The following is a 25,011-nucleotide window of genomic DNA, read 5'->3' as shown; positions in this document are numbered from 1 at the left end:
CCGCTCATCTCCGCGCACCTCCCCCGTCGGCCCCCCGATGCTCCGGCGTCCACGGGAACAACCGTCGTTCGCCCCACACCAGTACGCCGTTGACGACCAGCCCCAGCGCCCCCGCCCACACCACCCCCGCGAGCACGTCACGGGTGCCGTCCGTGGCCAGGCCGGCCTGGGCGATGAAGATGCCGAGGCCCTCGCCGAAGCCTGCGAGGAGTTCCGTGGCGACGGCCAGGATGAGGGCGACCGCGGCCGAGATGCGGATGCCGGCGGCGATGAAGGGGGCGGTACCGGGCAGTTCCACGCGCAGCAGGACCGCGAGCCGGCCGAAGCCGAAGGCGCGCAGGGTTTCCTTGGCGAGGGGGTCGGTCTCGCCGAGGCCGTAGACGGTGTTGAAGAGGATGGGCCAGACGCAGGCGTAGGCGATCAGCGCGACCTCGGTGCCGGAGCCGGAGCCGAGCAGCAGGGAGACCAGCGGGATCAGCGCGACGGACGGCAGCGGGCGCAGGAACTCGACGATCGCGCGTACGGCGGAGTCGACGAGCGGCACACTGCCCAGCAGCAGCCCGAGCGGCACGGCGATCACGCAGGCGAGGCCGAGCCCGAGCGCCCAGGCGCGCAGGGTGGCGCCGATTCCGTCGAGGAAGGCCGCGTCGCCCGCCAGCTCGGCGGCGCGGGCGAGGACTTCGGAGGCGGGCGGGAGGTAGCTGCGGCGGACGATTCCGGCCCGGCTCACCGCCTCGCACACACCGAAGGCGAGCAGCACGCCGAGGGCACCGAGGCCGAACTCCCGACGTGCCGCCCTCACGTCCCGCACCGCCGACGCCCTCTCACTTCACCAACAGCGTCGCCGGGTCGATCGGCTTCTTCAACATCCCTTGTTTGCGCATGAGATCGGCGAGCCGGGCGATCTGCTCGCCGTCCATGTCCGGCGGATAGACGGGCAGGTCGATCGACTCGGCCTGCTCCTTGGTCACCTTGGTGTACGTCGGCAGCGCGTCGCGCACGGCAGAGGGGTCCTCGGCGGCGATCTTCACGGCGGCCTTGATGGCCCGCTGGAAGGCGGCCAGCGGTTCGGCGTTCCGGTCGGCGTACCGGCGGGTGGTGATGTATCCGCTGAGCGGGATGGACTCGACGGGCGCGGACGCCCCGTCCACGAGGATCCGCGCGCCCAACTCGTCCTGGATGGCGCTGTCGTAGGGCTCGACGACGTGCACGGCGTCGACCTGGCCCTTCTCCAGGGCCGCGCCCATCTGCGGGAAGGGGATCTGCCGGTAGACGGGGTCGCCGACTCCCTCTTTCTCGAGGATCTCGTTGAAGGTCAGCGACTGCACGTTGTTGAGGACGTTCACGGCGAGCTTCTTGCCCTCGATGTCGGCGAGGCTCTTGATGTCGGAGTCCTTCGGCACCAGGACGTCCATCATGCGCGGCGCGGCCCTGATCGCCTCGGCGACGATGCGGATGTCGAGGGTGCCCTGTTCGTGGGCTTGGAGGTAGGTGACGTAGTTGGCGCTGGCGACCATGTCGATCTGGCCCTTGGCCAGGGCGGGCAGTGCCTGGAGGCTCTGCTGGATCTGCTGGACGCGGACGTCCAGGCCCTCCTTCTCGAACAGGCCACGGTCCTGTGCGATGTAGAGCATGGCGCAGTCGCTCAGCGGCAGCGCGGCCACGGTGATGGTCGTCCCCCCGCCGTCCGAGGACGTCGAGTCGCCGTCGTCGCCGCAGGCCGCGAGCGCCAGCGTGAGAGCGGCAGCGGCGACGGCCGCCCTTCCTCTTCCCGTGCGCCAGGGTCGTAACGCCATGGGCGCATGATGAAGGCCCGCTTGACATGATCACCACACACAAGCAAGCCGAATCGTCAGTCCGCCCCATCATCAGCCCTTGGAGAAAATCGTCAGCCCTTGGAGAAATGCGAGAGGACCTCGTCGGCGACCCAGGCGAGCGCGTCCGGCAGCGCCTCCGTGGCCACCGGCAGCCACAGGGAGCACGCGGTGAGCCCGGCGTCGGCCAGCTGCCCGAGTTCCTCCCGTACGCTCTCCGCGGTCGCGTCCGCACCGCCCAGCGGACGACGCCCGGGCGGGGTGACGGCCGCCGCGAAGCCCGGCGGCAGCAGGAAGTGCCCCGCCGTCAGCTCCAGCGGCGGCATGGCCGGATCCCGCCCCGCCTCCTCCCCGAGTACGGCCAGCCGGTCCCGCACTTCGGTGAGCCCGGCCGCGTCGAGGCCGGAGCCGTGCCAGGCGTCGCCGTACCGCAGCGCGCGGCGCAGCGCCCCGTCACTGTGTCCGCCGACCCACACCCCGGGACCGCCGTCCGCACGCGGCCGCACCCCGAGCCGCGGCTGCCCCTCGCCGCCCCGCCACAGACCCCGTATGACGGCCAGCTGTTCGTCGGCGCGCCGGCCGCGCCCGGCGAACGCCACCCCCGCGGCGGCGAACTCCTCGGCGTCCCAGCCGGTCCCGACCCCCAGCGTGAAGCGGCCGCCCGAGAGGCGGTCGAGGGTGGCGCTCTGGTGCGCGATCACGGCCGGGTTGTAGAGCGGAAGGATCAGGACGCTGGTCACCAGGCCGATCCGGGTGGTCGCCCCGGCCACGGCGGACAACAGGACGAGCGGGTCCGGAGTGACGCCCAGATCCCCGGCCAGCAGGTGGCTGCTCGCGATGACGTGGTCGAAGCCCAGTTCCTCGGCCGTGCGGGCCGTTTCCAGGACGCCGTCGAGCTCGTCCTCTCCCGCGGGCCACAGGCGGTGCGGTGCCACTCCGATACGCATGTACGGCTCCCCTCGTGCGGTGTCACGGGACACAACACCGCGACCGCCGCCCCCGATACCGCATTGTCGAACTTCACCTACGCTCTCAAATCCCCTTCCGTGGACGGGACATGAGACCCTGAAGCCGGGAGAGGGGTTCGGACGTAGCCGTCGAGGTGTGTGCCGACAGGGGGTCCTCGATGTTCGGGGCAGAGTTGTTCACCCAGACCGCTGCCGCCGCCGCGGGCACGATGGTCGCGCTGATGACCACGGACGCGTGGCAGGCGGCCCGGAACCGGATCGCCCGGATCCTGGGGCGTGAGGGTGTGGCGGAGCTGGACCGGGCGCGGGCGGCGCTCGATGCCGCGTCACCGGGCCGGCAGGAGATCATCCTGCGCGAGGAGCGGGAGCGGTGGGACGCCACGCTGCGCACGCTGCTGGCCCGGGATCCGGAGCTGTCCGGCCAACTGACCGCGTTCGTCGAGGAGTTCTCCGGTGTGGCGGACCGGTCGGTCGTCATCTATGCCCAGCAGGCACAGTTCGGGTTTCCCGCGACGGCGCCCGAGTCGCCCACGCCGGGCGCCCTGACCGTCGCCCCGCCGCTGGGCCGTCTCGATCGCCGGGTGCGCGGGCGCGAGCCGCTGCTCGACACACTCAAGTGCCTGGTGGGCAAGGAGACTTCGGGTGTGCGGGTGCTGCACGGCATGGGCGGTGGCGGCAAGACGACGGTCGCGCTGGAGATCGCCGCGTACGCCTCCGTGCTGGGCGTGGACGTGTGGTGGGTGACCGCGTCGAACCCGGCCGCGCTGAGCGCCGGGATGCGCGAGGTGGTGGCCGCGCTGGGCACGCCCGCCGATCTCATCGACCGGGCCTGGTCGGGGCGTTCGAGCGCCACGGACCTGCTGTGGCGGCGGCTGTGCGACCGGGCGGACCCGTGGCTGCTGATCGTGGACAACGCCGACGAGCCCGAACACCTCGCCCCGCACGGACGGTTGGCGGAGGGCACCGGCTGGATCCGGCCCGCCGCCGAACTGCCCGGCCTGGTGCTGATCACCAGCCGGGACAGCAGCCCGGCGACCTGGGGGCCGTGGGCGACCCTGCACCCGGTGGACGCGCTGGACGAGACCGACGCCACCGACGTGCTGTGGGACCTCGCCGGGCCGCGGGCCGGGTCCCGCGAGGACGCCGGACTGCTGGCCCGGCGCCTCGGCGGGCTGCCCCTGGCGCTGCGCATCGCGGGCTCGTACCTGGCGGCGGCGTCCGCGTTCCCGGCCTGGCCGGGCACCAGCGCCGTACGGACGTACGCCGACTACCACGCGGCCCTCGACGAGCGCTTCACCGAACTCCTCGACGAGGACCCGCCCGGCCAGCCCGGCGGCACCAACACCGTTCCGGTGAGCCGCACTTGGGAGCTCTCCCTCGACCTGCTGGAGCGGCGCGACATCTCCCGGGCCCGGCCGTTGATGCGGCTGCTGTGCTGTCTGGGCGACGCGCCGGTGCCCCTGGTCGGGCTGCTGCGCCCGGACCGGCTCGCCGCCTCCCGGCTGCTGCCCGGCGTCACCCCGCAGGAGCTCTACACGGCGCTGACCTCGCTCGCCGACTTCGGCCTGATCGAGCTGCACACCCCACGCGGCGGCGACGAGCACGCGCGCTCCCTGCTGATGCATCCGCTCGTCCGGGACGCCGGCCGCCGACAGCGGGACCTCGCCGAACACCTCCAGGAGTACGGCGCGGTCGTCGCCGACCTGGTCGTCGCGGCCACCGCCGAGCTCAGCGAGGACGACCCGCGCGACTGGCCGCGCTGGCGGCTGCTGCTCCCGCACGTCGACGCGCCGCTCGCCCTGATCGGCGATCCGTACGAGGCCGAGGACGAGCTGGTCTCCAAGGCGCTGCGCGCGGCGGCGGCCGGGGCGCGTCATCTGTTCCGGCGGGGCTGGCTGGACCGGGCCGAGGCGGTCCTCGACGCCTGCGAGCCCATCGTCCTCGCCTGCGGCCCGCGCGACCCGGACGCGCTCGAAGTGCGGTCCGCCGCCGCCCACCTGCTCCAGTTGCGCGGCCGGCTCTCCGCCGCCGAGTCCCTGGTCCGTACGGTCCTGGAGGACACCCGCGCCCTGTTCGGCGACGCGGCGGGCGAGACCGCCGACGCCCGCTACGCGCTCGCCGAACTGCTCGCCGACCGCGGCCGGCCCGCCGAGGCGGAGGCCGAGTACCGCACGGTGTACGCGACGCGGCGCACCCTGCTCGGCGAGCGCGACCCGCAGACCCTCGCGGCCCGCAAGGGCGTGGCCCGCATGGCCCAGCAACGCGGTCTCCTCGCGGAGGCCGAGGAGGAGTACCGCCTGGTCCTCGACGCCTACCGCGAGGCGCTCGGCGACCGCCATCCCGACACCCTGGCCACCCGGCACGACGTGGCCCAGGTGCTGCACGAGCGGGGCATGTTCCGGCAGGCCGAGCAGGAGCTGCGGGAGACCCTGGAGGTGTGCGCCGAGGTCCTCGGCGAGCGCAACCCCGGCACCCTCGCCGTCCGCCACGACCTCGCCGACGTGCTGCGCGACCGCGGCCTGCTGGTCGAGGCGGAGCGCCAGTTCCGTACGGTGCTGGAGCTGCGCGGCGACTCCTACGGCGAGGACCACCCCGACACGGTCGCCTCCCGGCACGGCCTGGCCACCGTGTTGCGCGACCGGGGCTGGCCGGGCGACGCGGAGACCGAGTTCCGGGAGGTGTTCGAGGTCCGCCGCAGGCTGCTCGGCGACATGCACCCGCACACCCTGCTGGTCCGCCACAACCTGGCCGACCTGCTGATGGAGCGCGGCCAACTGGAGGCGGCGGAGGCCGAGTTCCGCGAGGTCTACGCGGCCCGGCGCGAGGTGCTCGGCGAACAGCACCTGCTCACCCTGTCCGTACGGCACGGCGCCGCGCACGTCCTACATCTGCGCGGGCGTACAGACCGGGCCGAGACCGAGTACCGCACGGTCCTCGCCGACTGCATCGACACCCTCGGCCCCCGCCACCCGGGCACCCTCGCGGTCCGCCACAACCTGGCCGACCTGCTGACGGACCGGGGCCGACTGGAGGCGGCGGAGGCCGAGTTCCGCGAGGTGTACGAGGCCCGGCGGACGGTGCTCGGCGAACAGCACCTGCTGACCCTGTCCGTACGGCACGGCGCGGCCCACGTCCTGCATCTGCGCGGGCGCGTCGAGCGGGCGGAGGCGGAGTACCGGACGGTGCTGGCGGACTGCGTGGAGACGCTGGGGCCCCGGCATCCGGGGACGCTGGCGGTACGGCACAACCTGGCCGACCTGCTGTCCGCGAAGGGTGAACTGGCCGCCGCGGAGGCCGAGTTCGGCGAGGTCCGGGAGGCGTGCGAGGAGGTGCTGGGGCTACGGCATCCGCGGACCCGGGCGGCGCAGGAGGCGCTGCACGTGGTGGCTCGCATGCGCGCCGGTGCGCGGGGAATGACGGACGACGGTCCGCCGGCCGTCCCCGGGGCTCACGCGCCCAGCGACCCCGACTCGGCCGCCGCCGGTTCGTAGCCGGGGAAGCGGGCCGGGATCTGCCCGAGGTCCCACAGCGCGAGCGCCTTGTCGTCGTAGAAGTCGTCGGACTCGTCGTCGCCGATCACCCGCAGCGGCTCGGGCAGTCCGAAGGGGGCGAGCCGCAGGTTGATCGGCCGCCACCAGCCGGTGAGGATGTCCGTGTTGGCGGAGGTGCCGAAGAAGGTCGTGGTGAGCAGGTAGCGCGAGCCGCTCTCCCGGAAGCGGGTCAGTGCCTCGACCACGTGCTGGTAGGAGAAGTGCACGAGGGCGTCCCGGCACAGGATGAGGTCGACGCGCGGCACGGGCTGGGCGGTGAAGTCGAGCAGCTGGAAGTCCCGGCCGGGTGAGCGGTGTCGGGCGCGGTTGCTCTCGACGAGTTCCGCGACGACGTCTCCGCCGAGGTAGTCGGCGCCGTGCAGGTCGACGTAGCGCATCCAGTTGAAGTCGCCGCACGGCGCGTCCAGTACCGAGCGGACGCCCAACTCCAGGACCAGTTCGCTTATTTGGCCCATGACCCGCTTCATGCGCTGCAGTTCGGAGCCGGGTCCGGAGCGGGTCTCGTCGGAGCCCCAGCGGTTGGTTCGGTAGATGTCCGTGAACACGTCGTGCAGGTCGGACTCGTCACGCGCGTCCGTGACGTCGACATAGCGCCGCGCGTGCACGTCGTAGACGGGCTCCCCTGGATTTCTGAGGTACCGCGGGGTCAATGACGTCCTCTTTCGCTGCCCGTCGGCGGGACGTAGGGCAGCCCACCGGTACAACTCGGCAGCATAACGCTCTTCACGGCCTGACCTGGATCAGCGCATGGGTCCCGCCGGTACGCCAGCGCTGCCCCTCGGCGGCGACCAGCGCGGCCTCCGTGTCCGCGTCGAGGCCGGTGACCACGTCGGACTTCAGGGTGCGCAGGGCGGCGACCCGGCCGGGGAAGTGAGCGGTGACCTCGGCGAAGGGGGTCGTCGGGGGCCACCTCCGGTCTCCCACCAGGCGGCGGTAGTTGAGGTCGCCCTTCACCACGGTCAGTGTCGCCCCGGCGAGCTCGGTGCGGAGGTCGTCGGGCATGTCCGCGTACGGCAGCGGGGCGCAGGAGAAGGGGTGGGCGCGGACCGTGAGGCGGCCGTCGGCCATGGCGGCCCAGAGGCCGCGCCCGTACTCGGCGGCCCGGCCCGGCGCGTCCGTGAGGCGGCGCAGGGCGTCGACCACGTCGGCGGCCGTGGCGTCGGAAACGTAGTAGGGGTACGGCTTGACGTGTAGGACCGCCCGCTCGATACGGCCGTGGGTCAGGAGGTGGGCGATGAGCAGCAGGTCGGGGATCAGCTCGCGACCGGCGTTGTCGGCGATCAGACACAGCGCGCCCTCGCCCGTGAGCAACGACCAGAAGGTGCCGCTGTCGTCGGCGACCAGGCCCGGGACGGCGGCCCGGCCCTCCGCCTCCGCGTCGGAGAGCCGGAAGCCGAGGTCGGCACGGTTGCCCCACAGCGAGCCGTGCAGCAGGGCGGTTGCCTGTTCGTCCTCGGGCCGGTCGGCGAGGTCGTCGAGGGCCGCCAGTTCCTCGTCGGTCTCCCGGGAGTGGAGCTCGGCGAGCTTGAAGGGACGGAAGGGGTCGATGCCCTGCCAGGCGCCGAAGCCAAAGTATCCGACGGCTTCGAGGAGCCGACGGTAGAAGTAACTCTCGGACCACAGCCACGGCACGTCGAACCAGGAACGGCCGACGTACCCGTCGATGCCCCAGGTCTTCCACCGGTCAAGGTCGTGCGCGTCGGCGGGGAGCGGTTCGACGACACCCTCGGTACAACTCACGAGCAGCTCGTCAAGGCCACGGTGCTGCTCAGGACCGTACGGAAAGGCTTCGCGCACCTGCCGGATGATGGCGGGATGCCGCTCGGCGAGCACACTGCGCGGAAAGGCACCGGGTTCGTTGCCGAGGATCAGGGGCGCGGGCGAGGTGTCGGGCATGTGACTCACGGTATCGCGCAGGTCGGACGGGGCCGTGGTGGGCGGGAGCCGGGGGCGTGTGGGCGCCAGCCGAGGAGCGTGGCGGGCGCAAGCCGAGGAGCGTGGTGGGCGCAAGCCGAGGAGCCTGGCGGCGGGCGAGCCGAGAGCCCCGCGGGCACAAGCCCAAAACCCCGCGGCGGGCAAGCCGAAAGCCCGACGGGCACAAGGCCAAAACCCCGCGACGGGCGAGCCGAGAGCCCGGCGGGCGCACGCCCGAAACCCTGCGGGCGCGAGCCCAAGGCCCGGCACCTGTGGGATTTCCGCCGCCGCCCCCGGTCCTTCACACCGCCCTGATCTCCCGCTCCAACTGCGCGACCAGCGTCAGATAGCGGGCGCGGCGCGGTACCGGAACCAGGCCTCGGATCAGGAGGTGCCACATCTCGGCGAGTCTGCGGGGCTGGCGGGTCACCGGTTCGAGGTGGCGGCTGACGACGCGGGTGCCCACGAAGGAGCAGACGAGGGAGTGGGCGGCGGCGTCGATGTCGGTGTCGGGGTGGAGGTCGGACTCCTTGACGGCGCCGAGGAGTTTGCGGGAGGCGATGTCCAGCCACTCGGTGAAGGGGTGCCGCAGCGGGGCGCGTACCTCCACTCCCCCGGTGGCGAGCCGGAGGCCGGCCCGGGGGATGGGGTCCTCGACGGACAGGTGCGCGATGCCGAAGGTGAGGCGCATCAGGGCTTCGAGGGAGGAGGAGCTACGGGCGTCCATCTCGTGCGCCAGCCCCCGCGAGGCACGCGACTGGAGCTCCATGATCGCGTGGGCCAGGTCGTCCTTCGCCGCGAAGTGGAAGTAGAGGGCGCCCTTGGTGACCTGGGCGTGCTCGACGATGTCGCTCAGGCTGGTCGACTCGTAGCCGTGCCGGTCGAACAGGTCGGCTGCGGCCGTGATGATCGTCGCGCGGGTCTGCTCGGCGCGTAACTGCCTCGGCATCGACGGGACACTCCTGGTGCGGGAAAGAACGGGTCACGCCGTTTGTGTTTCTTGCTCTCCCCCACGATAGCTCACCACGCGGCGGTGCCGACGGCGCATGCGAAGACCGCCGATCCCCCCTGTCTGCCCAGCACTTGTACGGTGCCGTCGCTTTCTTCCGAAACCTCTATCCAGGTGGGTTCGTCCAGTTCGGCGTACCGGTGGAAGGCGATGCGGAACGAAACGGGCAGCCCGGCGCCGGGACTTCGGGCCCATACCGCCTGGCGGGCGGCCTCGAGGAGCAGCATGCCGGGCACATGATCCAGCGGATGGTCGAAGAAAACGGGATGGGCGGTATCTACTCGCAGCTGCCAGCGGTCCGGCCGGTCGGCCGGGGCGAGGACGACGTCCTCGGGCAGCGCACGGCCGACAGCGGCGGGCGGCAGCGGGGACGGGACCGGCACAGGCGACACGGTGGCGGGTGTACGGCCGCCGCGCAGCCGCCGGTAGACGGAGTCGCCGGTGCAGGAGAACGCCACGCGCGCGGTCGCGACGCGGTCGCCGCCGCGCAGGACGTCCGCCGTGTAGCGGGCGGCCACCGGGCGGCGGCCCCGGTACTGGACCTCGGTGAAGGCGACCTCGACGAGCGGTTCGGCCGGCACCGCGCCCACCGCCAAGTGCTGGGGAAAGGTGTCGACTTCGAACTCCTGGAGCACGAAGTGGTGGCCCATCGGCACCTCGTACTCGGTGTGCGCTATCAGTGTTCCGCTCTGCCGCACGGTCTCCACGACGAGCAGCGGTTCGTACGCGGACCGGTCCGCCGACACGTGTAATCCGTGGGTGCGCGGCCACTGCGCCGACACGGAGAATCGGTCGGCCGCGGTCCGGCTCCAGCCGGTGAGGAACGTCTCCGCCACCGCCGCACGGTGTACGAGTTGACAGGGAACGGTCGCCGTCATGGACGGAGTTTCGGCAAGGTGCCGAGGCTGAGGCATGTCTCTCCCTACGGATCCCCCGAAGGCCATGGCGGACAGTGAGATGTCCACTCCGGTGAGCGTTAGAGTACGAGCCGACCGGTTTGTTTTCAATGAGATCAGTCCGCGGCATCCTATGATCGGGGTCACTGCGGCACACGGTCGCCGACTTGTTCAACTCGGCGCAGTGGAGGGGCTCTTATGGCACAACAGGAGCGCGCCATCAGGACGCGCAGAGCGATCCTGGAAGCGGCGGGCGCGGTCTTCGACGAGCACGGCTACACGTCCACGACCATTTCCATGGTCCTGGAGCGGGCCGACGTCACCAAGGGCGCCCTGTATTTTCATTTCCCTTCCAAGGAGTCCCTCGCCCAGGCGGTGCTGAACGAGCAGGTGCCGTTCGGGGCCGTGCCGCCGCAGCCCTGCAAGGTGCAGGAGATCATCGACATGACGTTCGTGGTGGGGCAGCGGCTGCTGAGCAACTCCCTGCTGCGGGGCAGCGTACGACTGGCGGTGGACCAGGAGACGCCCTCCGGGGTGGATCACGGCGAGCCGTTCCGGCAGTGGGCGCACCGGCTGACGGCCCTCCTGGAACAGGCGCGTGTACAGGGCGAGTTGCTGCCGACGGCGAACCCGCGGGAGACGGTGGACCTGCTGGTCGGCTCGTTCACCGGCATCCAGCTGATGTCACGGGCGCTGACCAACCGGGCCGATCTCGGCCACCGGCTGTCCGTGCTGTGGGCGCACATCCTGCCCAGCATCGCGGTGCCGGGACTGCTGATCGCCCTCGACAGCAGGGCCGACCGCGGCGCCCGGGTCCTGGAATCGCTGGAGGTTGCGGCTTCGTGATCCTGCTGACCGGGGCGACCGGCACGGTCGGCCCACACGTGGCCCGGCGGCTGTCCGGCACCGAGCCGGTGCGGCTGCTGACCCGCGACCCGCGGCGCGCCGCCGGCCTCGCGGGCCCGCACACCGAGGTCGTGGGCGGTGACTTCGAGGATCCCGGCAGCCTGCTGCGGGCCGTGACCGGCGTACGGTCCGCCCTGCTCGTCACCGCGGACCCGCTGACGCACGCCCACGACGAGAACTTCCTGACGGCCGCCCGCACCGCGGGAGTCCGTCATGTGGTGAAGCTGACGACCCTGTCGGTGACCGAGCCCGACGCCACCGATCTGGTCACCGAGTGGCAGCGGGAGAACGAGCGGCTGCTCTGTGCCTCGGGCCTCGCGTGGACGCTGCTGCGGCCCCGGGCCTTCATGTCCAACACCCTCGGCTGGGCCCGCTCGGTGCGGGAGGCGGGCGTGGTGCGTGCCCTGCACGGCGACACGGAAGTCGCGGCGGTGGATCCGCGGGACATCGCGGACGTGGCGGCGCGGGCACTGACGGACACCGAGGGACACGCGGGCCGGACGTACCCGCTCACCGGACCCGAGGCCGTGAGTCCCGTACGGCAGACGGAGATCCTCGCGGAGCTGCTCGAACGGCCCCTGGTGTTCGCCGAACTGACGGTGAATCAGGCACGCGGGCGGTTGCTGGAGCGCTACTCCGCCGAGGTGGCCCATGCGCTGGTGGAGAGTTCCGCGCGCGGGCGGGAGGGGACGAAGGCGCAGGTGGAACCGACGGTCGCCGAGGTGCTCGGCCGGCCGGCCCGCGCCTACCGGGACTGGGCGGCCGACCACCTGACCGCGTTCCGCGCATGATGCGCATCATGCGCACGGTGTATACGACGGACGACGGACGGCGGGCCGGCCGGTGCACCATCCGCACCGGCCGGCCCGCCCGCCTGTCACACCCGACTGCTCAGAAGGTGAGCTTCCAGCCGTTGATGGTGCCCGTGTCCTGCGCGGCCGTGTCCTGGACGCGCAGCTTCCAGGTGCCGTTGGCCGTCTCGGAGGACGCGTTCACCGTGTAGGTGGTGTTGACGTTGTCCGCGGAGTCCGAGGAGCTCGCGGCCTTCAGGCGGTAGGCCGTACCGTCCGGGGCGATCAGGTCGAGGACCAGGTCACCGCGGTAGGTGTGGGTGATGTCGACAGCGACCGGGAGGGCCGAGGGCGCGCTGCCGGTGCGGCCGCTGACCGCGATGGAGGACTCGACCGCCGAGCCGTTGTCCGGGATGGAGACGGCGGTGGTGCTGGAGAAGGTCGTCCCCGTGCTCGTACCGCCGCTGACGGCAGCCACGGTCTTGGCCGCGTCCGCGAGACCCGCGCCGCAGCCGCCCGAGCAGGCGCCCGGCAGGGCACGGGCGTTGTTCTTGATGGCCGTCTCGATCTGTGCCGGGGTCAGCGAGGAGTTCGCCGACTTCAGCAGCGCGACCAGGCCCGCGATGTGCGGGGTGGCCATGCTGGTGCCCTGGTAGTAGGCGTACGACTCCGTGGACGGCGTGCTCGCACCCGAGTTGAGGGTGGACAGGATGCCGTTGGCGGTGCCGGTGCTGGTCTGGCCGCCGGGCGCGGAGATGTCCACGAGGGAGCCGTAGTTGGAGTAGGAGGCCTTGGCTCCGGTGCGGTTGGTCGCGGCGACCGAGATGATGTTGGCGCAGTTGCCGGGCGAGTGGCTCGACACGTTCTCGTTGTCGTTGCCCGCGGCGACGGCGATGGTCGTACCGCGGTTCACGGCGGCGTTGATGGCGCTCTGGGTCGCGGAGGTGCACGCCCCGTCGCCGCCCAGGCTCATGTTGATGACCTTGGCGACGTTGGTGTTGGCGGGCACGCCGGAGACGGTTCCGCCGGACGCCCAGGTGATGGCGTCGATGATGTCGGAGTCGTAGCCGCCGCACTTGCCGAGCACGCGCACCGGGGAGATCTTCGCGCCGTACGCGATGCCCGCGACGCCCTTGCTGTTGTTCGTGACGGCGGCGATGGTGCCGGCGACATGCGTGCCGTGCCAGGAGGAGCTGCTGGCCGGGATGCCGGAACCGCACTCGTTGGCCGCGTAGTAGTCGCCCGGGTCGGCCGGGTTGCTGTCGCGGCCGTTGCCGTCCACCGAGACGGCGGTGTCGGCGATGAAGTCGTAGCCGGCGACGATGTTCGCGGCGAGGTCGGTGTGGGCGACGTAGCCGGTGTCGATGACGGCGACGGTGACGCCGGTGCCGGTCGAGGTCGTCCAGGCGCCCGGCACGTTCATGCCGGCCGTGGACTCGAACAGGTCCCACTGCTTGGCGTACTCGGTGTCGTTCGGGTCGGCCTTCGCGGTGTTCAGGCGGTCCGGTACGACGTAGGCGACCTGCGGGTCGGCCTTGAACTCGGCGACGACGTCGGCGACATCGGCCCCGGAGAGGTCGGCGCCCAGGTCGACCAGGGCGGCACCGGTGCCGAGGCGGCGCTGGAAGTCCAGGTCCTCGCCGGCCTCCTTGCCCTTGGCCACGGCGTCCGCCTCGGCGGCCGGGTTCGACTTGGCCTCCGCGGCGCCGGACTTGTAGCCGACGATGAGGCGCTCGGCCGGGGTGCCGGGGGCGGCCTCGGTCAGCGCGGCCGGGACGGCGGGCACCTGGGAGGCGGGCTCCTGGGCCACGGCGACCGTGGTGGTGGCGGCCGTCAGCAGGGCGGCGGAGACCGCGGCGGCGGATATCAGCTTCCGTCTGGAGGAGAGGGAGGTTCGCAAGGGCTTGCCTTTCGTGGCCGTGCTCCGGGCAGCGCGGAGCGGCGGTCGAATCGCTTCGGCGATGAAGCGGCGGGGGGTGAAGCCGGGCGGGATGAAGCCGGGTGGGGGGATGCGAAGGGAGGCGCGCAGGGGCCGGCCTGGCGCGGGGGCCGGCCCGTCCGGGGTTACCTGTGGGTCGGCAGTGGTCGAACGATAGGCAAAGGGACGGTCATCGGGATACAGGGGAAACCCTTGATCCGGCCGAGATCCCACCCTCGGCACCGGACGGTTGACCGGGAACGGTCTGTTTTGCGCAGGTTGGCGACGCCGTGAACGCGCCGGGCCGCTTTCCCGTAATAGACGGGAGCACACCGTTCACCGCACGCGCGCAGGTCGTTCCCGTCCGCCCGAGGAGACGTTCCGGATGCCCCGGACCACCGCACACCGCACCGCCGCCCTGGCGGCCTCCGTCACGAGCTCCCTACTGCTGGGCATGTGGGCGGCGGCGCCCGCACAGGCGCACGGCGCGCCGACGGATCCGGTCAGCCGGGTCTTCGCCTGCTCCCCCGACGGCGGCAGCCCGTCCGGGTCGGCGGCCTGCCGGGCGGCCATCGCCGCCAACGGGGCGCCCTTCACGGCATGGGACAACCTGCGTGTCGCGAACGTGAACGGCCGGGACCGGCAGACGATCCCCGACGGGGAACTGTGCAGCGGCGGCCTGCCCGCCTACCGGGGACTCGACCTCGCCCGCTCCGACTGGCCGTCGACCCGGCTGACCCCGGGCGGGACGCTGACCATGCGGTACGTCTCGACGATCCCGCACACCGGCACGTTCCGGCTCTATCTGACGAAGCCGGGCTACGACCCGACGAAGCCGTTGGCCTGGGACGACCTGCCGGAGCGGCCGTTCGCGGAGGTGACGGACCCGGCGCTGACGGACGGCGCGTACCGGATCAGGGCGAAGCTGCCCGCCGACCGGACGGGACGGCAGGTGCTGTACACGGTGTGGCAGAACAGCAGCACGCCGGACACCTACTACTCGTGCTCGGACGTCGTCTTCCCGGCGGCGAAGAGCGCGGAGCCGGCCGGGGCGGGATCCGCGTCGGCCACGGCGGACGGCGAGCAGGCGCGTACGAGCGCGAGTCCCTCGGCCTCCCCGGCTCCCGTCAAGAAGAGCACCGCGCAGGCCAGTCCGTCCGCCACGGCGAGCAGTCCGGCCGGCACCGACGCCAAGGCCGGCGCCGCCCCCGACAGCACACCGGTGGCCGCCACCGGGGGCTCCGGCTCGGGCCCGTCCGCGCCGATGCTGGCGGGCGGCGCCGCCGCGGTGCTGGTACTCACCGGGGGCGCCGCCGTGGCGGTGCGGCTGCGTCGACGCTGAACGCCGCTTGAACTCCTTTACCGGATCGGTCAGTTGACGAATACCGGGGCGTCCCCGGCGGTCACCGGGGCGTACTTCGCGGTGAAGTAGCCGTTGGCGAAGCAGAGCGAGGAGCCGGACGTCCTCGTGAACTCCTGGCCGGTGAAGTTGATGCTGTTGTCGGCGTTGTCGGCCGTGCCGACCAGGCTGGGTGCCTGGTAGACGCAGTTGATGCTGCCCAGCAGGGTGCGCAGCACGACCGTGGTCTGGATGACGGACCCACTGGCCGGAGTGACCGTGACGGTTCCGTCGGAGGTCACGGTCGTGGTGTACGGCAGGTTGTTGACCGTGATGCTGGTGACGCCGAGCACGCCGACGACGTTGGCGGTGCAGCCGCCGAAGGTGTGCGCGTCGAGCGACTCGGTGGCGGCGCCGGGCGCGGCCGGGTTGTCGGTGACGGTGGCGGTGAACTGCGAGGACGCGCAGGAGATGCCGCTGGTGCCGGTCGCGCTGGAGTAGAGGGTGGCGGTGGTGCCGGTGGCCAGCGGCGCGGTGAGGACGTCGCCGACCGCGACGGCGGTGCCGCCGAGACCGCCGGTGGTGAGGACCGTGCCGTCGGCGGCCGACGCGGGCGAGACCGCGGGGAGGATGAGGGCGGCGACGGCGGCGGTGAGGGTGAGGAGGGATCGCGTACGCATGCGGGTGCCTCTTTCCGAGGGGGTGGGGGGCGGATTTCTCCGCGACCGGCACGGCCCAAGGGGGAAGGGGGCCGTGCCGGTGCTCTGGGGGGCGCGCGCTCGGCGCCCTCGGGCAACGACATGCCCGTACTGGACGGAACGTCCGGGAAGCGGCTGGATCCGGCGCCACGGATCTGGGAGAGCCAGGGAGAGTTCTAGACCTGCGGGTCAGTCAACGTCAAGGTCAACGTCAAGGTTTTGTACGGGAGTTGATGCCGCCGGACACAGGTGGCACACAATCAACACTCTTTTCCCGCAACACGCTTGACCCCCGAATGTAACCGCCGGTAACTTCCTCGACGGCTACTGACGCGTAACCGAGAAAGCCCTTGCAGTCACCGGGAGTTGCGAGGAGCGGTGCGCCCAGTTCCGCTGTCCGCGCCAGGACACCGTGTGCCACTGAACCCCCATCGCATTGACTATGCCCACGGGAGCAGACCATGGCCTCGTCCTCACCAGCAGTCCCCGAAGATTCCGAACTCCCCGCCAGACGCGGGCGGGTGAGGGCTCGCCGCGCCGCCGTCATGGCCGTGCCGGCCACCCTGGTCGCCGCGGGGCTCGCCATCCTGACGGCGGAGGGGGCGCTGGGTGTGCAGTTCGCCATCTCCGGCATGCCGTTCACCGTCACCGCCACCGAGCTCAACGGCACCGGCTTCGAGCAGTTCGGCGGCCTCGACCAGATGGCGCCGGGCAGCCCCAACGAGGGCGACACCGGCGGGCAGGTGCTGGTCATCACCTCCGCGATCAAGAGCGCGACACTCACCAAGCTGTGCCAGAGCGTCGACCTGGGCGGCACCAACCTGCTGCTCACCGCGGGCGGCGGGAAGGACAAGGTCGAGGCGACCGACCTGACCACCGACTCGACCGAGCTGTCCGGCGACGCCGCCTTCGACAACATCGAGATCGGCAACGACGCCAGCACCCTCACCAAGGCCGGTGTGAAGGGCCCGATCGGCGTGTTCAGCCAGCAGGCCGACACCGTGCGCATCGCCAATCTGCGACAAACCAACTACGCCACCACGGCGGGAGTGTTCAAGCTGCCGGGCCTGAAGCTCGGCTTCAGCAGCAAGGGCTGCTGATGTCCGAGGGGCCCCGTCAGGGCATGCGGCCCGCCTTCCGGCGCTGGCGGGCCGCCCGTCCCTTCTGGGGCGGGCTGCTGCTCGCCCTGGGCGGTGCGGAGATCCTGCTCACCGAGAAGGCGTCGCTGAAGGTCATGCTGCACACCGGCGCGCAGGGCCTGGCCGGCTATCTCCTGCCGACCCTGATGCTGGTGCTCGGTCTGCTGATCCTCTTCAACCCCGCGCAGCGGCTGTTCTACTCGATCACCGGCGTCCTGCTGTCCTTGGGCACCTGGGTCACCTCCAACCTGGGCGGCTTCTTCATCGGCCTCCTGCTGGGAGTCGCCGGCAGCTGCCTGGCCTTCGGCTGGCTTCCCGACCAGGAGCCGCGGCGGAGCCGGCGGCAGCGGCGCAGGGAGGCGCGCGAGGCGAAGGCGGTCCTGGAGCAAGCTGCCTAGATTAGACGTGAGTTGAGGATGGGAAGGGAGGTGCATGGAGCCAGACATCGACACCGGGAGCGCGCACTCCGCGCGGATCTACGACTACATCATCGGCGGCAAGGACCACTACCCGGCGGACCGCGAGGCGGGCGACGCCATGTGCCGGGAGTGGCCCGCGCTGCCGGTGCACATGCGGGCCAACCGCGACTTCATGAACCGCGCGGTGCGGCATCTCGCCGAGGAGGCGGGGATACGCCAGTTCCTCGACGTCGGCACCGGCATCCCGACCTCCCCCAACATCCACGAGATCGCCCAGTCGGCGTCCCCGGCCGCCCGGGTCGTCTACGTCGACAACGACCCCCTCGTCCTCGCCCTCTCCCAGGGCCTGCTGAACGGCACGCCGGAGGGGAGGACGGCGTACATCGAGGCGGACATGCGGGATCCGGCGAGCATCCTGGACGCCCCCGAACTGCGCGCGACCCTCGACCTGACGCAGCCGGTGGCCCTGACCGTCATCGCGATCGTCCACTTCATGATGGACGAGGACGACGCCGTGGGGATCGTCCGCCGTCTCCTCGACCCGCTGCCCTCCGGCAGCTACCTGGCGATGTCCATCGGCACCGCCGAGTTCGCACCGGACGAGGTGGCCCGGGTCGCCCGCGAGTACGCGGCGCGGGGCATGCCGATGCGGCTGCGTACCCTCGCCGAGGCCGAGGAGTTCTTCGCGGGGCTGGAACTCGTCGAGCCGGGGATCGTCCAGGTCCACAAGTGGCATCCGGACGGCACGGGCACCGAGGTGATCCGGGACGCGGTCATCGCGATGTACGGGGTGGTGGCGCGCAAGCCGTGACGCGGTCGGGGCGCCGCCCGGGACGACGGGCGGCGCCCCGTTCCGCAACCCCGCTGACCCCGCTCCCGGCCTTCCCGCGGGCAGCGGACCATCACAATGCGGCACCGAGAGCTCACTGCGAGCGGCCGATCACTTGACTACCGGCGGTCACACACGGTTGGCTCCAGGCCAGTGAAAGTACAACCGGTCGGCGCACAGCCGCGGTCCGGCCTCGCTTTCACGTTCCACTTGCTCGGCCGCACAGCGAGGTGCCCCCTCCATGAACATTCCTCCCCCACCTCAGGTTTCCTCCGGATCCGTTCGTGGGGCCGCCGTGGTCGCCGCGCTCTGTCTGCTCCTCGCCGGCTGTACCGGTTCCGGGGGTGCCCGGCTCGACTCGGGCGCCGACGCGGCGGGCACGGCGGATTCCGGCGGGCTCAAGGTCGCACTGATCACCCACGGCGGCAAGGGGGACGACTTCTGGCAGCTGGTGCAGAAGGGCGCCCGGGCCGCGGCCGCCAAGGACGGCATCGAGCTGACGTACGCGAACGACTCCGACCCGGCCGGCCAGGCGGAACTGGTGCGGGACGCGATCCGCGACAAGGTCGACGGCATCGCCGTGACCCTGGCCAAGCCGCAGGCGATGAAGGGTCCGGTCGCCGAGGCGAAGGCGGCGGGGATCCCCGTGGTCGGTCTCAACTCCGGTATCGACGACTGGCGTTCGGCCGGTCTCCTGCAGTACTTCGGACAGGACGAGAGCCTCGCGGGCCGGGCCGTCGGGGACAAGCTGGACGGCCTCAAGGCCCGGCACGCCCTGTGCGTCATCCACGAGCGGGGCAACGTCGCCCTGGAGGCGCGTTGCGCCGGTGTGAAGAAGGCGTTCGACGGCGAGACCGAGATGCTCTACGTCGAGGGCACCGACCCGGACGCGGTGGACGCCGTCGTCACGGCCAGTCTGCGACAGGACCCCAGCATCGACGAAGTCGTCACGCTGGGCGCGCAGTTCGCGCGGGCCGCGGTCACGTCGGTGAAGGCGGCGGGCAGCCGGGCCCGGGTCGCCACCTTCGACCTCGACAAGGACCTGGTCAAGGCCGTGCGCAGCGGCGATGTGCAGTTCGCGGTGGACCAGCAGCCGTATCTGCAGGGTTATCTCGCCGTGGACTCCCTCTGGCTGTACAGGACGAACGGCAATGTGAGCGGCGGCGGCGTGGCGCCCGTGCTGACCGGTCCCGCGTTCGTCACCAAGACGAATGTCGCCTCGGTCGAGCGGTTCGCCGCGGCCGGAACCCGCTGACCGGCCGCCCGCAGGCCCCGCCCCCTCCCCCGTTTTCCGCCGATCGCCCAAGGACGGCCATGTCTCGACGGACAGGTGCCCGGCGCCGCCGCCTCGGATCCATACGTCTCTCCCTCATCCTCCTGGCGCTGGTCCCGAGCGTCACTCTCGCCGCCGTGTGGGCTCTGACGACGACGCAGATGTTCTCCGAGGGCCTCGGGCTGCGTTCGCAGACGGAGCTGAGCAGGTCGACCGGCGCCATGGGCACCGACGCCACGCTCGCGCTGCAACAGGAACGCGGTCTGTCGGCCGCCTGGCTGGCCTCACAGCCCGGCGCCCGGGCCGCCCTGGACCGGGCGCGCAAGGAGACGGACGCGGCGGTCACCCAGCTCGTCGGCCACTCGGACCAGCTCCGGCGGGCCCCCGCCCGCATCGCGGACCGGCTGTACTCGGTCGTCGGGTCGGTCGGCAGCCTGGAGTACTACCGGAGTCAGATCGACGACCCCCGCGACATCACCGCCGAGCAGGCGCTGGACCAGTACACCTCGATCATCGACGACCAGATCCACGCCTTCCAGGAGCTCTCCCAGGTCGACGACGGCGACCTCACCTCGCAGGCCGGCCCGCTGGTCGCGCTGGAGCACGCGGCGGAGCTGGTCTCCCAGGAGGACGCGCTGCTCACCCTGGCCTGGCCGGACGGGTACGTCGACGAGAAGACATGGACCGAGTTCGCCCGGATGGTGAGCACCCGCCGCTGGGTCGTCGAGGACGAGATCCTCCCCTCCCTGCGCGGCAACACGAAGACCCAGACCGAACGGATCCTGCAGAGCGCCGAGTGGCAGACCCTGCAGACCGTCGAGGACAAGGTGCTCGCGGCCCGGCCGGCCGGCGACGCCCGCAGGGTCGACCTGCCCGTCGCCGCGCAGAAGCAGTGGACCACCGCCCTGCAGAAGGTCTCCGACCGGTACGGCGTCCTGATCCGGCAGCAGACCTCCGGACTGCTCACCCGCAGCGCCGACAAGGCCGACGGCCTGCTGCTGACGGCGGCCTCCCTGAGCGCGGGCGGACTGGTCGCCCTGCTGCTGTGCGCCGGCATGTCCTGGCGGATCACCCGTTCCCTGTCCCGGCGGCTGCGCGGCCTGAGGCAGGCAACGCTCGGCCTGGCCGAGGAACGGCTGCCCGACGTGGTCCGGCGGCTGGAGCGGGGCGAGACCGTCGACGTGGACCTGGCGGCGCCCCCGCTGGACTACGGCTCGGACGAACTCGGGCAGGTGGCCCAGGCGTTCAACACCGCGCAGCGCACCGCCGTGGTGACCGCCGTCGAACTCGCCGACACCCGGCGCGGCTTCCAGAAGGTGATCCTGGGCATCGCCCGGCAGAGCCAGAACCTGGTCAACCTCCAGCTCAGCCAGCTGGACGCGCTGGAACGCGAGCACCAGGACCCCGACGTCCTCAAGGGGCTGTACGAACTGGACTCCACGGCCAGCCAGTTGCGCCGCTACGAGGAGAACCTCGTCATCATCAGCGGCGAGCAGCCGCGGCGCAGCTGGACCGAACCGGTGGCGCTGGCCGACATCCTGCGCAGCGCGGTCGGCGAGGTCGCCGAGTACCGGCGGGTGGAGGTGCACACCGACGAGGAGGTGTGCCTCGCCCCGCCCGCGGTGGCGGACGTGATCCATCTGCTGGCCGAGCTCATCGACAACGCCACCGTGTACTCGCCCGCGCCCAGCCCCGTCGGGGTGCGGGCCGCGATGGTGGCGAAGGGTCTGGCCGTCGAGGTCGAGGACCGGGGCCTGGGCATGTCCGAGGACGACTACGCCTTGCTCAACGCCCAGTTGGCCGGGCCGTCGAAGTTCGACGTGGTGGCGCTGGCGGACGACCTGAGGCTTGGCATGTTCGTGATCTCCCGGCTCGCCCACCGGCACGGCATCACCGTCACCCTGCGCCCCTCGCCGTACGGCGGGACGACGGCGATCGTGCTGATCCCGCACGACATCGTGGTGCGGGAGCCGGCCGACGCGGGTAAGGACGGAGCGACGGACGCGAAGGACGTACGGAATGTGCCGGACGTGCCGGACTCCGAGCTGGTGAAGGCCGGGCCGCCTTCCCGCACGGCCCGGCCCCTGTCCGCCGCACGGACCGCCCCCGCCGCGGCCGGCGCCGCCCGGTCCGACGGACTCGCCCCGCTGCCCCGCCGGGTGCCGCAGACCAGCCTGGTCGACGAACTCCGCGAGGAGGCCGCGCCCGCCGTGGAGGACGACCTCGACGACTTCACCGCGGAACGCGCCGCCTCCTCGCTCGCCGGATTCCAGCGCGGAACGTTCCGGGCGCGGGATGAGGACGAGAACGACGGCGAGGACGAGGACGACGGCGAGGGCGAGGGCGAGGGCGAGAACGAGGACAAGGACAAGGACGAGGACGAGGACGAGGACGAGCAGACGCCACCATCACCGGCCGGCACCCCGGCCCCGCACACCGACCGCTCATGAAGGACATCGCCATGACACGCCCCACCCCCGCCACGGACACCCAGCTCGACCAGTTGCTCACCGGACTCGTGGACCGGGTCGCCGACGTGAACCACGCCGTGGTGCTCTCCGAGGACGGCCTGGTCGTCAGCAGGTCCACCGGGTTCGTGCGCGACGACGCCGAACGGCTGGCGGCGACCGCGTCCGGGCTGATGAGCCTCAGCAAGGGCGTCAGTATGGACTTCCGGGGCGGCCCGGTGCGCCAGGCGCTCATCGAGATGGCCAACAGCTACCTGATCCTCACCTCCGCCGGACCCGGCGCGCACCTCGTCGTGCTGACGGGACCGAAAGCGGACGTCGGTGTGGTGGCGTACCAGATGAACCTGCTGGTGAAGAAGATCGGCGAGCACCTGAGCGCGGCGCCGCGGGCGCATGTGGGCCCAACGACCGCCACCGGCGAGTGAGGTGAGCGGAAGCGACGCGGCGGGACGGCTGGTACGGCCCTTCGCCCTGACCGGCGGACGGACCCGGCCCAGCCGCGCCGACTTCACCCTCATCACGACGGTGACCGCGGTGGACCCGCCGCCGGAGCGGGCTCCCCGGCCGCAGCCCGAGCAGGCGCGGATCCTGCGCCGGTGCGCGCGGCCGCTCGCGGTGGCGGAGCTGGCCGCGCGGCTGGACCTCCCGGTGAGCGTGGTCGTCATCATGCTCTGCGATCTGCTGGAGGCCGGCCTGATCACCGCCCGTCCGCCGCACCCCGTCGCCCGCACCCCGGAACTGGACCTGGACCTGCTGCAGAAAGTGAGGGACGGCCTTGGCCGGCTCTGATCCCGCCGCCCGGGCGGCACCCGCGGCGTCCGAGGCGCCCGTCGCGCCCGACACCGTCAAGATACTGATCGCCGGAGGGTTCGGGGTCGGCAAGACCACGATGGTCGGTTCGGTCAGCGAGATCGCCCCGCTGCGCACCGAGGAACGGCTCACCGAGGCGGGCCTGGGCGTCGACGACCTCGCCGGCATCGAGGAGAAGGCGGCCACGACCGTGGCCCTGGACTTCGGCCGGATCACCATCAGCGACCGGCTGGTGCTGTATCTGTTCGGCACCCCGGGGCAGCAGCGGTTCTGGTTCATGTGGAACGACCTGGCCGTCGGCGCGCTGGGCGCGGTGGTGCTGATCGACGTACGCAGACCCGAATCGAGCTTCGCCGCGGTCGACTTCTTCGAGCGCCGGGGCATCCCGTTCGTCGTCGGCGTCAACGGCTTCCACGGGCGGCACCCGTACCCGCCCGAGGAGATCCGGGAGTCCCTGGCACTGCCGGACCACGTCCCGGTACTGCTGTGCGACGCACGCGAGCGCGGATCGAGCCGAGACGTACTGATCGCCCTGCTGGACCGCCTGATAGCCGAAGCCGAAGGCGGCTCCCAGCTCACTCGTCCAGGCCGGTGAGCGCCCTGTTCCAGGGGCGATGAGCCGGGCGGTCGCCCGTACCCACCCCAACAGACACGGGAGTCCCCGGCGTCGCCGGACCAGGTCCCGGTACTGCTGTGCGACGCGCGCGAACGCGGGTCGAGCCGGGACCTGCTGATCGCCGAGCCGAAGGCGGCTCCGAACTCACTCGTCCGGGCCGGTGAGCGGCTTGTTCGAGGGGGCGATGAGGCGGGCCGTGAGGTCCGGGTCGGGCATCTCCGGGTCGAAGGGGAACAGGGGGCGGGGGATACGGCGGTGGCCGAGGCGGGTCAGCTCCTGGTCGACGCCGCCCGGGGTGAGCGCCATCTTCCAGTCGGCGGCCATGGCGAACAGCTCGGGCTCCAGATAGCCGATCTTCACGATCACGACGTCGGCGGCCCTCGGATCCAACTCCAGGTCGGTGAAGTCGTGTTCGTGGTGGTACGGCTTCCTCAGCCGGGTCAGGATCACGTGCACGCCGCCCACCCGCAGCACGACCTCGGTCTCCGCGTCCTGGTCGCCGTGCCGGACGGCGTGGACCTCGCCGGTGAGGGTGAGCGGGCCGGCGTGCCGGTCGTCGACCTCCGCGCCGGCGGTGACCGTGACGGTCGCGCCGACGCCGGCCGAGACCGCCGTGTCGACGGCGCGCGGTCCGGGCAGGGAGGCGTAGATGACCGTGGGGCCGGACGGGTCCTTGAACTCCGGGCGTTCCAGGACCTGGCGGAGGCCCCAGGTGACGTCCCCGGCGCCGCCCGCCGTCGGATTGTCGCCGGTGTCGCTGACGAAGTAGGGGCGGGCGGTGGAGGCGAGGGCGGCGTCCAGGCACTCGTCCAGGGTGGCCGTCGGCGCGACGAAGTCGAAGGTGTGGCGGGCCTTCCAGAAGCCGCCGGCCAGCCGCTCCGCGCCGGCGGCGACGGCGTTCGGCGAGGGGCCCGTGACGACCACCGCGGCCCGGTTGCGCGGCTCGTCCGCCCATGCGTAGCCGACCCAGATCGCCGCGTCCGTCACGCCGTCCGCCGCCGCCACCTCGTCCACGGCCGCGTACACGCTCTTCGCGGGCTCGATCCGGGTCGAGGTCTGTTCTCCCGCCAGCAGCACCGGCACCGGGATCCAGGCCTTGGCGGGCCGGGGCGCGCCGCTCGTGAGGAGGTCGACGAGGTTGCGGGCCGCACGCTCCTTGGTCTCCATGGCGTCCTCGTGCGGGGCCGTGCGGTAGCACGTGATCAGATCGCTCTGGTGGACGAGTTCACGGGAGACGTTGCCGTGCAGGTCCATGGAGGTCGACACGAGGACGCGCGGGCCGACGACTTCCCGGATGCGGTGCAGGAGCTGGGCCTCGGCGTCGTCCAGTCCCTCCACCGTCATCGCGCCGTGGATGTCGTACCAGAGGCCGTCGACGGGACCCAGGTCGCTGAGGCTGTTGAGGAGCTCGGCGGCCAGTTCGGCGTACGCGGTGCTCGTCACCGTACCGCCGGGCAGGGCCTTGCCGACCAGGGCGCCGCGCCAGTCCGCGGCGGCGCGCAGGGGCTGCCCGGGGGCGAGGAAGGGGTACCGCGTCAGGACGTCCGCGCCGCGCCGGGGGTGGAAGGCGGCGGCATCGGTGCGTGCGGGCGAGAAGGTCGAGGACTCGATGCCGAGTCCGGCGACGGCGATGACGGGGCGGGATTCCGGCAC

General features: G+C 72.0%; 22 protein-coding genes. 12 read left to right on the top strand and 10 right to left on the bottom strand.

Annotation, left to right across the window (positions count from 1 at the left end; genetic code table 11):
* Positions 1-4 precede the first annotated feature (4 nt).
* The 3 genes from QFZ76_RS38560 to QFZ76_RS38550 form a co-directional block, all read right to left on the bottom strand.
* Positions 5-802, bottom strand: coding sequence for an ABC transporter permease (locus tag QFZ76_RS38560; RefSeq protein ID WP_307678007.1), 798 nt, complete (start codon positions 800-802; stop codon positions 5-7).
* 22 nt (positions 803-824) lie between these two features.
* Positions 825-1,796, bottom strand: coding sequence for an ABC transporter substrate-binding protein (locus QFZ76_RS38555; protein WP_307678006.1), 972 nt, complete (start codon positions 1,794-1,796; stop codon positions 825-827).
* A gap of 92 nt (positions 1,797-1,888) precedes the next feature.
* Complete coding sequence (locus QFZ76_RS38550; protein WP_307678005.1) at positions 1,889-2,761, bottom strand: TIGR03619 family F420-dependent LLM class oxidoreductase; 873 nt, start codon at positions 2,759-2,761, stop codon at positions 1,889-1,891.
* Between the two features lie 179 nt (positions 2,762-2,940).
* Between QFZ76_RS38550 and QFZ76_RS38545 the strand changes: the two genes are divergently transcribed.
* On the top strand, positions 2,941-6,273 hold the full coding sequence (locus tag QFZ76_RS38545; protein ID WP_307678004.1) for a tetratricopeptide repeat protein: 3,333 nt from the start codon (positions 2,941-2,943) through the stop codon (positions 6,271-6,273).
* Here the strand turns inward: QFZ76_RS38545 and QFZ76_RS38540 are convergent.
* The 4 genes from QFZ76_RS38540 to QFZ76_RS38525 form a co-directional block, all read right to left on the bottom strand.
* Entirely contained in the window at positions 6,231-6,983 is a 753-nt protein-coding gene (locus QFZ76_RS38540) for a class I SAM-dependent methyltransferase (RefSeq protein WP_307678003.1), read from the bottom strand. The two genes, QFZ76_RS38545 and QFZ76_RS38540, sit on opposite strands and share 43 nt — an antisense overlap.
* A gap of 73 nt (positions 6,984-7,056) precedes the next feature.
* The gene (locus tag QFZ76_RS38535) at positions 7,057-8,229 is read right to left on the bottom strand and encodes a damage-control phosphatase ARMT1 family protein (protein WP_307678002.1); all 1,173 of its coding nucleotides are present in this window, start codon (positions 8,227-8,229) and stop codon (positions 7,057-7,059) included.
* A 319-nt stretch (positions 8,230-8,548) separates the two neighbouring features.
* Positions 8,549-9,196, bottom strand: coding sequence for a ScbR family autoregulator-binding transcription factor (locus QFZ76_RS38530; RefSeq protein WP_307678001.1), 648 nt, complete (start codon positions 9,194-9,196; stop codon positions 8,549-8,551).
* Positions 9,197-9,267: 71 nt separating this feature from the next.
* Complete coding sequence (locus tag QFZ76_RS38525) at positions 9,268-10,134, bottom strand: ScbA/BarX family gamma-butyrolactone biosynthesis protein (RefSeq protein ID WP_307678000.1); 867 nt, start codon at positions 10,132-10,134, stop codon at positions 9,268-9,270.
* Between the two features lie 216 nt (positions 10,135-10,350).
* Here QFZ76_RS38525 and QFZ76_RS38520 point away from each other — a divergent pair, with 216 nt between their 5' ends.
* Together QFZ76_RS38520 and QFZ76_RS38515 are read left to right on the top strand one after the other, a co-directional pair.
* Complete coding sequence (locus QFZ76_RS38520) at positions 10,351-10,998, top strand: ScbR family autoregulator-binding transcription factor (RefSeq protein WP_307677999.1); 648 nt, start codon at positions 10,351-10,353, stop codon at positions 10,996-10,998.
* Positions 10,995-11,849 (top strand): NAD(P)H-binding protein, encoded by an 855-nt coding sequence (locus QFZ76_RS38515; RefSeq protein ID WP_307677998.1) that lies wholly within the window; start codon positions 10,995-10,997, stop codon positions 11,847-11,849. Before QFZ76_RS38520 ends, QFZ76_RS38515 begins: the two co-directional genes overlap by 4 nt.
* 100 nt (positions 11,850-11,949) lie before the next feature.
* On the opposite strand, the gene QFZ76_RS38510 is transcribed toward QFZ76_RS38515, so the two are convergent.
* Positions 11,950-13,749: a S8 family serine peptidase gene (locus QFZ76_RS38510; RefSeq protein WP_307677997.1), complete on the bottom strand. Its 1,800-nt coding sequence runs from the start codon at positions 13,747-13,749 to the stop codon at positions 11,950-11,952.
* A 403-nt stretch (positions 13,750-14,152) separates the two neighbouring features.
* Between QFZ76_RS38510 and QFZ76_RS38505 the strand changes: the two genes are divergently transcribed.
* Positions 14,153-15,109 (top strand): lytic polysaccharide monooxygenase, encoded by a 957-nt coding sequence (locus tag QFZ76_RS38505; RefSeq protein WP_307677996.1) that lies wholly within the window; start codon positions 14,153-14,155, stop codon positions 15,107-15,109.
* 29 nt (positions 15,110-15,138) lie between these two features.
* On the opposite strand, the gene QFZ76_RS38500 is transcribed toward QFZ76_RS38505, so the two are convergent.
* The gene (locus QFZ76_RS38500) at positions 15,139-15,786 is read right to left on the bottom strand and encodes a Tat pathway signal sequence domain protein (protein WP_307677995.1); all 648 of its coding nucleotides are present in this window, start codon (positions 15,784-15,786) and stop codon (positions 15,139-15,141) included.
* A 479-nt stretch (positions 15,787-16,265) separates the two neighbouring features.
* On the opposite strand from QFZ76_RS38500, the gene QFZ76_RS38495 reads away from it, so the two are divergent.
* From QFZ76_RS38495 to QFZ76_RS38460, 8 genes are all read left to right on the top strand, one after another.
* Positions 16,266-16,904, top strand: coding sequence for a DUF6230 family protein (locus tag QFZ76_RS38495; RefSeq protein ID WP_307677994.1), 639 nt, complete (start codon positions 16,266-16,268; stop codon positions 16,902-16,904).
* Positions 16,904-17,341: a DUF6114 domain-containing protein gene (locus tag QFZ76_RS38490; RefSeq protein WP_307677993.1), complete on the top strand. Its 438-nt coding sequence runs from the start codon at positions 16,904-16,906 to the stop codon at positions 17,339-17,341. The genes QFZ76_RS38495 and QFZ76_RS38490 overlap by 1 nt, the downstream gene beginning before the upstream one ends.
* Positions 17,342-17,375: 34 nt before the next feature.
* Positions 17,376-18,173, top strand: coding sequence for an SAM-dependent methyltransferase (locus QFZ76_RS38485; RefSeq protein ID WP_307677992.1), 798 nt, complete (start codon positions 17,376-17,378; stop codon positions 18,171-18,173).
* 259 nt (positions 18,174-18,432) lie between these two features.
* Positions 18,433-19,446 (top strand): substrate-binding domain-containing protein, encoded by a 1,014-nt coding sequence (locus tag QFZ76_RS38480; RefSeq protein WP_307677991.1) that lies wholly within the window; start codon positions 18,433-18,435, stop codon positions 19,444-19,446.
* 59 nt (positions 19,447-19,505) lie between these two features.
* On the top strand, positions 19,506-21,914 hold the full coding sequence (locus QFZ76_RS38475) for a nitrate- and nitrite sensing domain-containing protein (RefSeq protein WP_307677990.1): 2,409 nt from the start codon (positions 19,506-19,508) through the stop codon (positions 21,912-21,914).
* An 11-nt stretch (positions 21,915-21,925) separates the two neighbouring features.
* Positions 21,926-22,357, top strand: coding sequence for a roadblock/LC7 domain-containing protein (locus tag QFZ76_RS38470; protein WP_266432313.1), 432 nt, complete (start codon positions 21,926-21,928; stop codon positions 22,355-22,357).
* 1 nt (position 22,358) lies between these two features.
* Positions 22,359-22,721: a DUF742 domain-containing protein gene (locus QFZ76_RS38465; protein ID WP_266432314.1), complete on the top strand. Its 363-nt coding sequence runs from the start codon at positions 22,359-22,361 to the stop codon at positions 22,719-22,721.
* Entirely contained in the window at positions 22,708-23,337 is a 630-nt protein-coding gene (locus QFZ76_RS38460; RefSeq protein WP_307677989.1) for an ATP/GTP-binding protein, read from the top strand. The genes QFZ76_RS38465 and QFZ76_RS38460 overlap by 14 nt, the downstream gene beginning before the upstream one ends.
* Positions 23,338-23,502: 165 nt before the next feature.
* Here QFZ76_RS38460 and QFZ76_RS38450 read toward each other — a convergent pair whose 3' ends face one another.
* Positions 23,503-25,011, bottom strand: coding sequence for a M81 family metallopeptidase (locus QFZ76_RS38450; protein ID WP_307677988.1), 1,509 nt, complete (start codon positions 25,009-25,011; stop codon positions 23,503-23,505).

Origin of the sequence: Streptomyces sp. V4I2, assembly GCF_030817655.1 — a bacterium.
Lineage (GTDB): Bacteria > Actinomycetota > Actinomycetes > Streptomycetales > Streptomycetaceae > Streptomyces > Streptomyces plumbiresistens.
The sequence above is the reverse complement of the archived record's forward strand: the minus strand, read 5'-3'. Positions and strand labels throughout refer to the sequence as shown.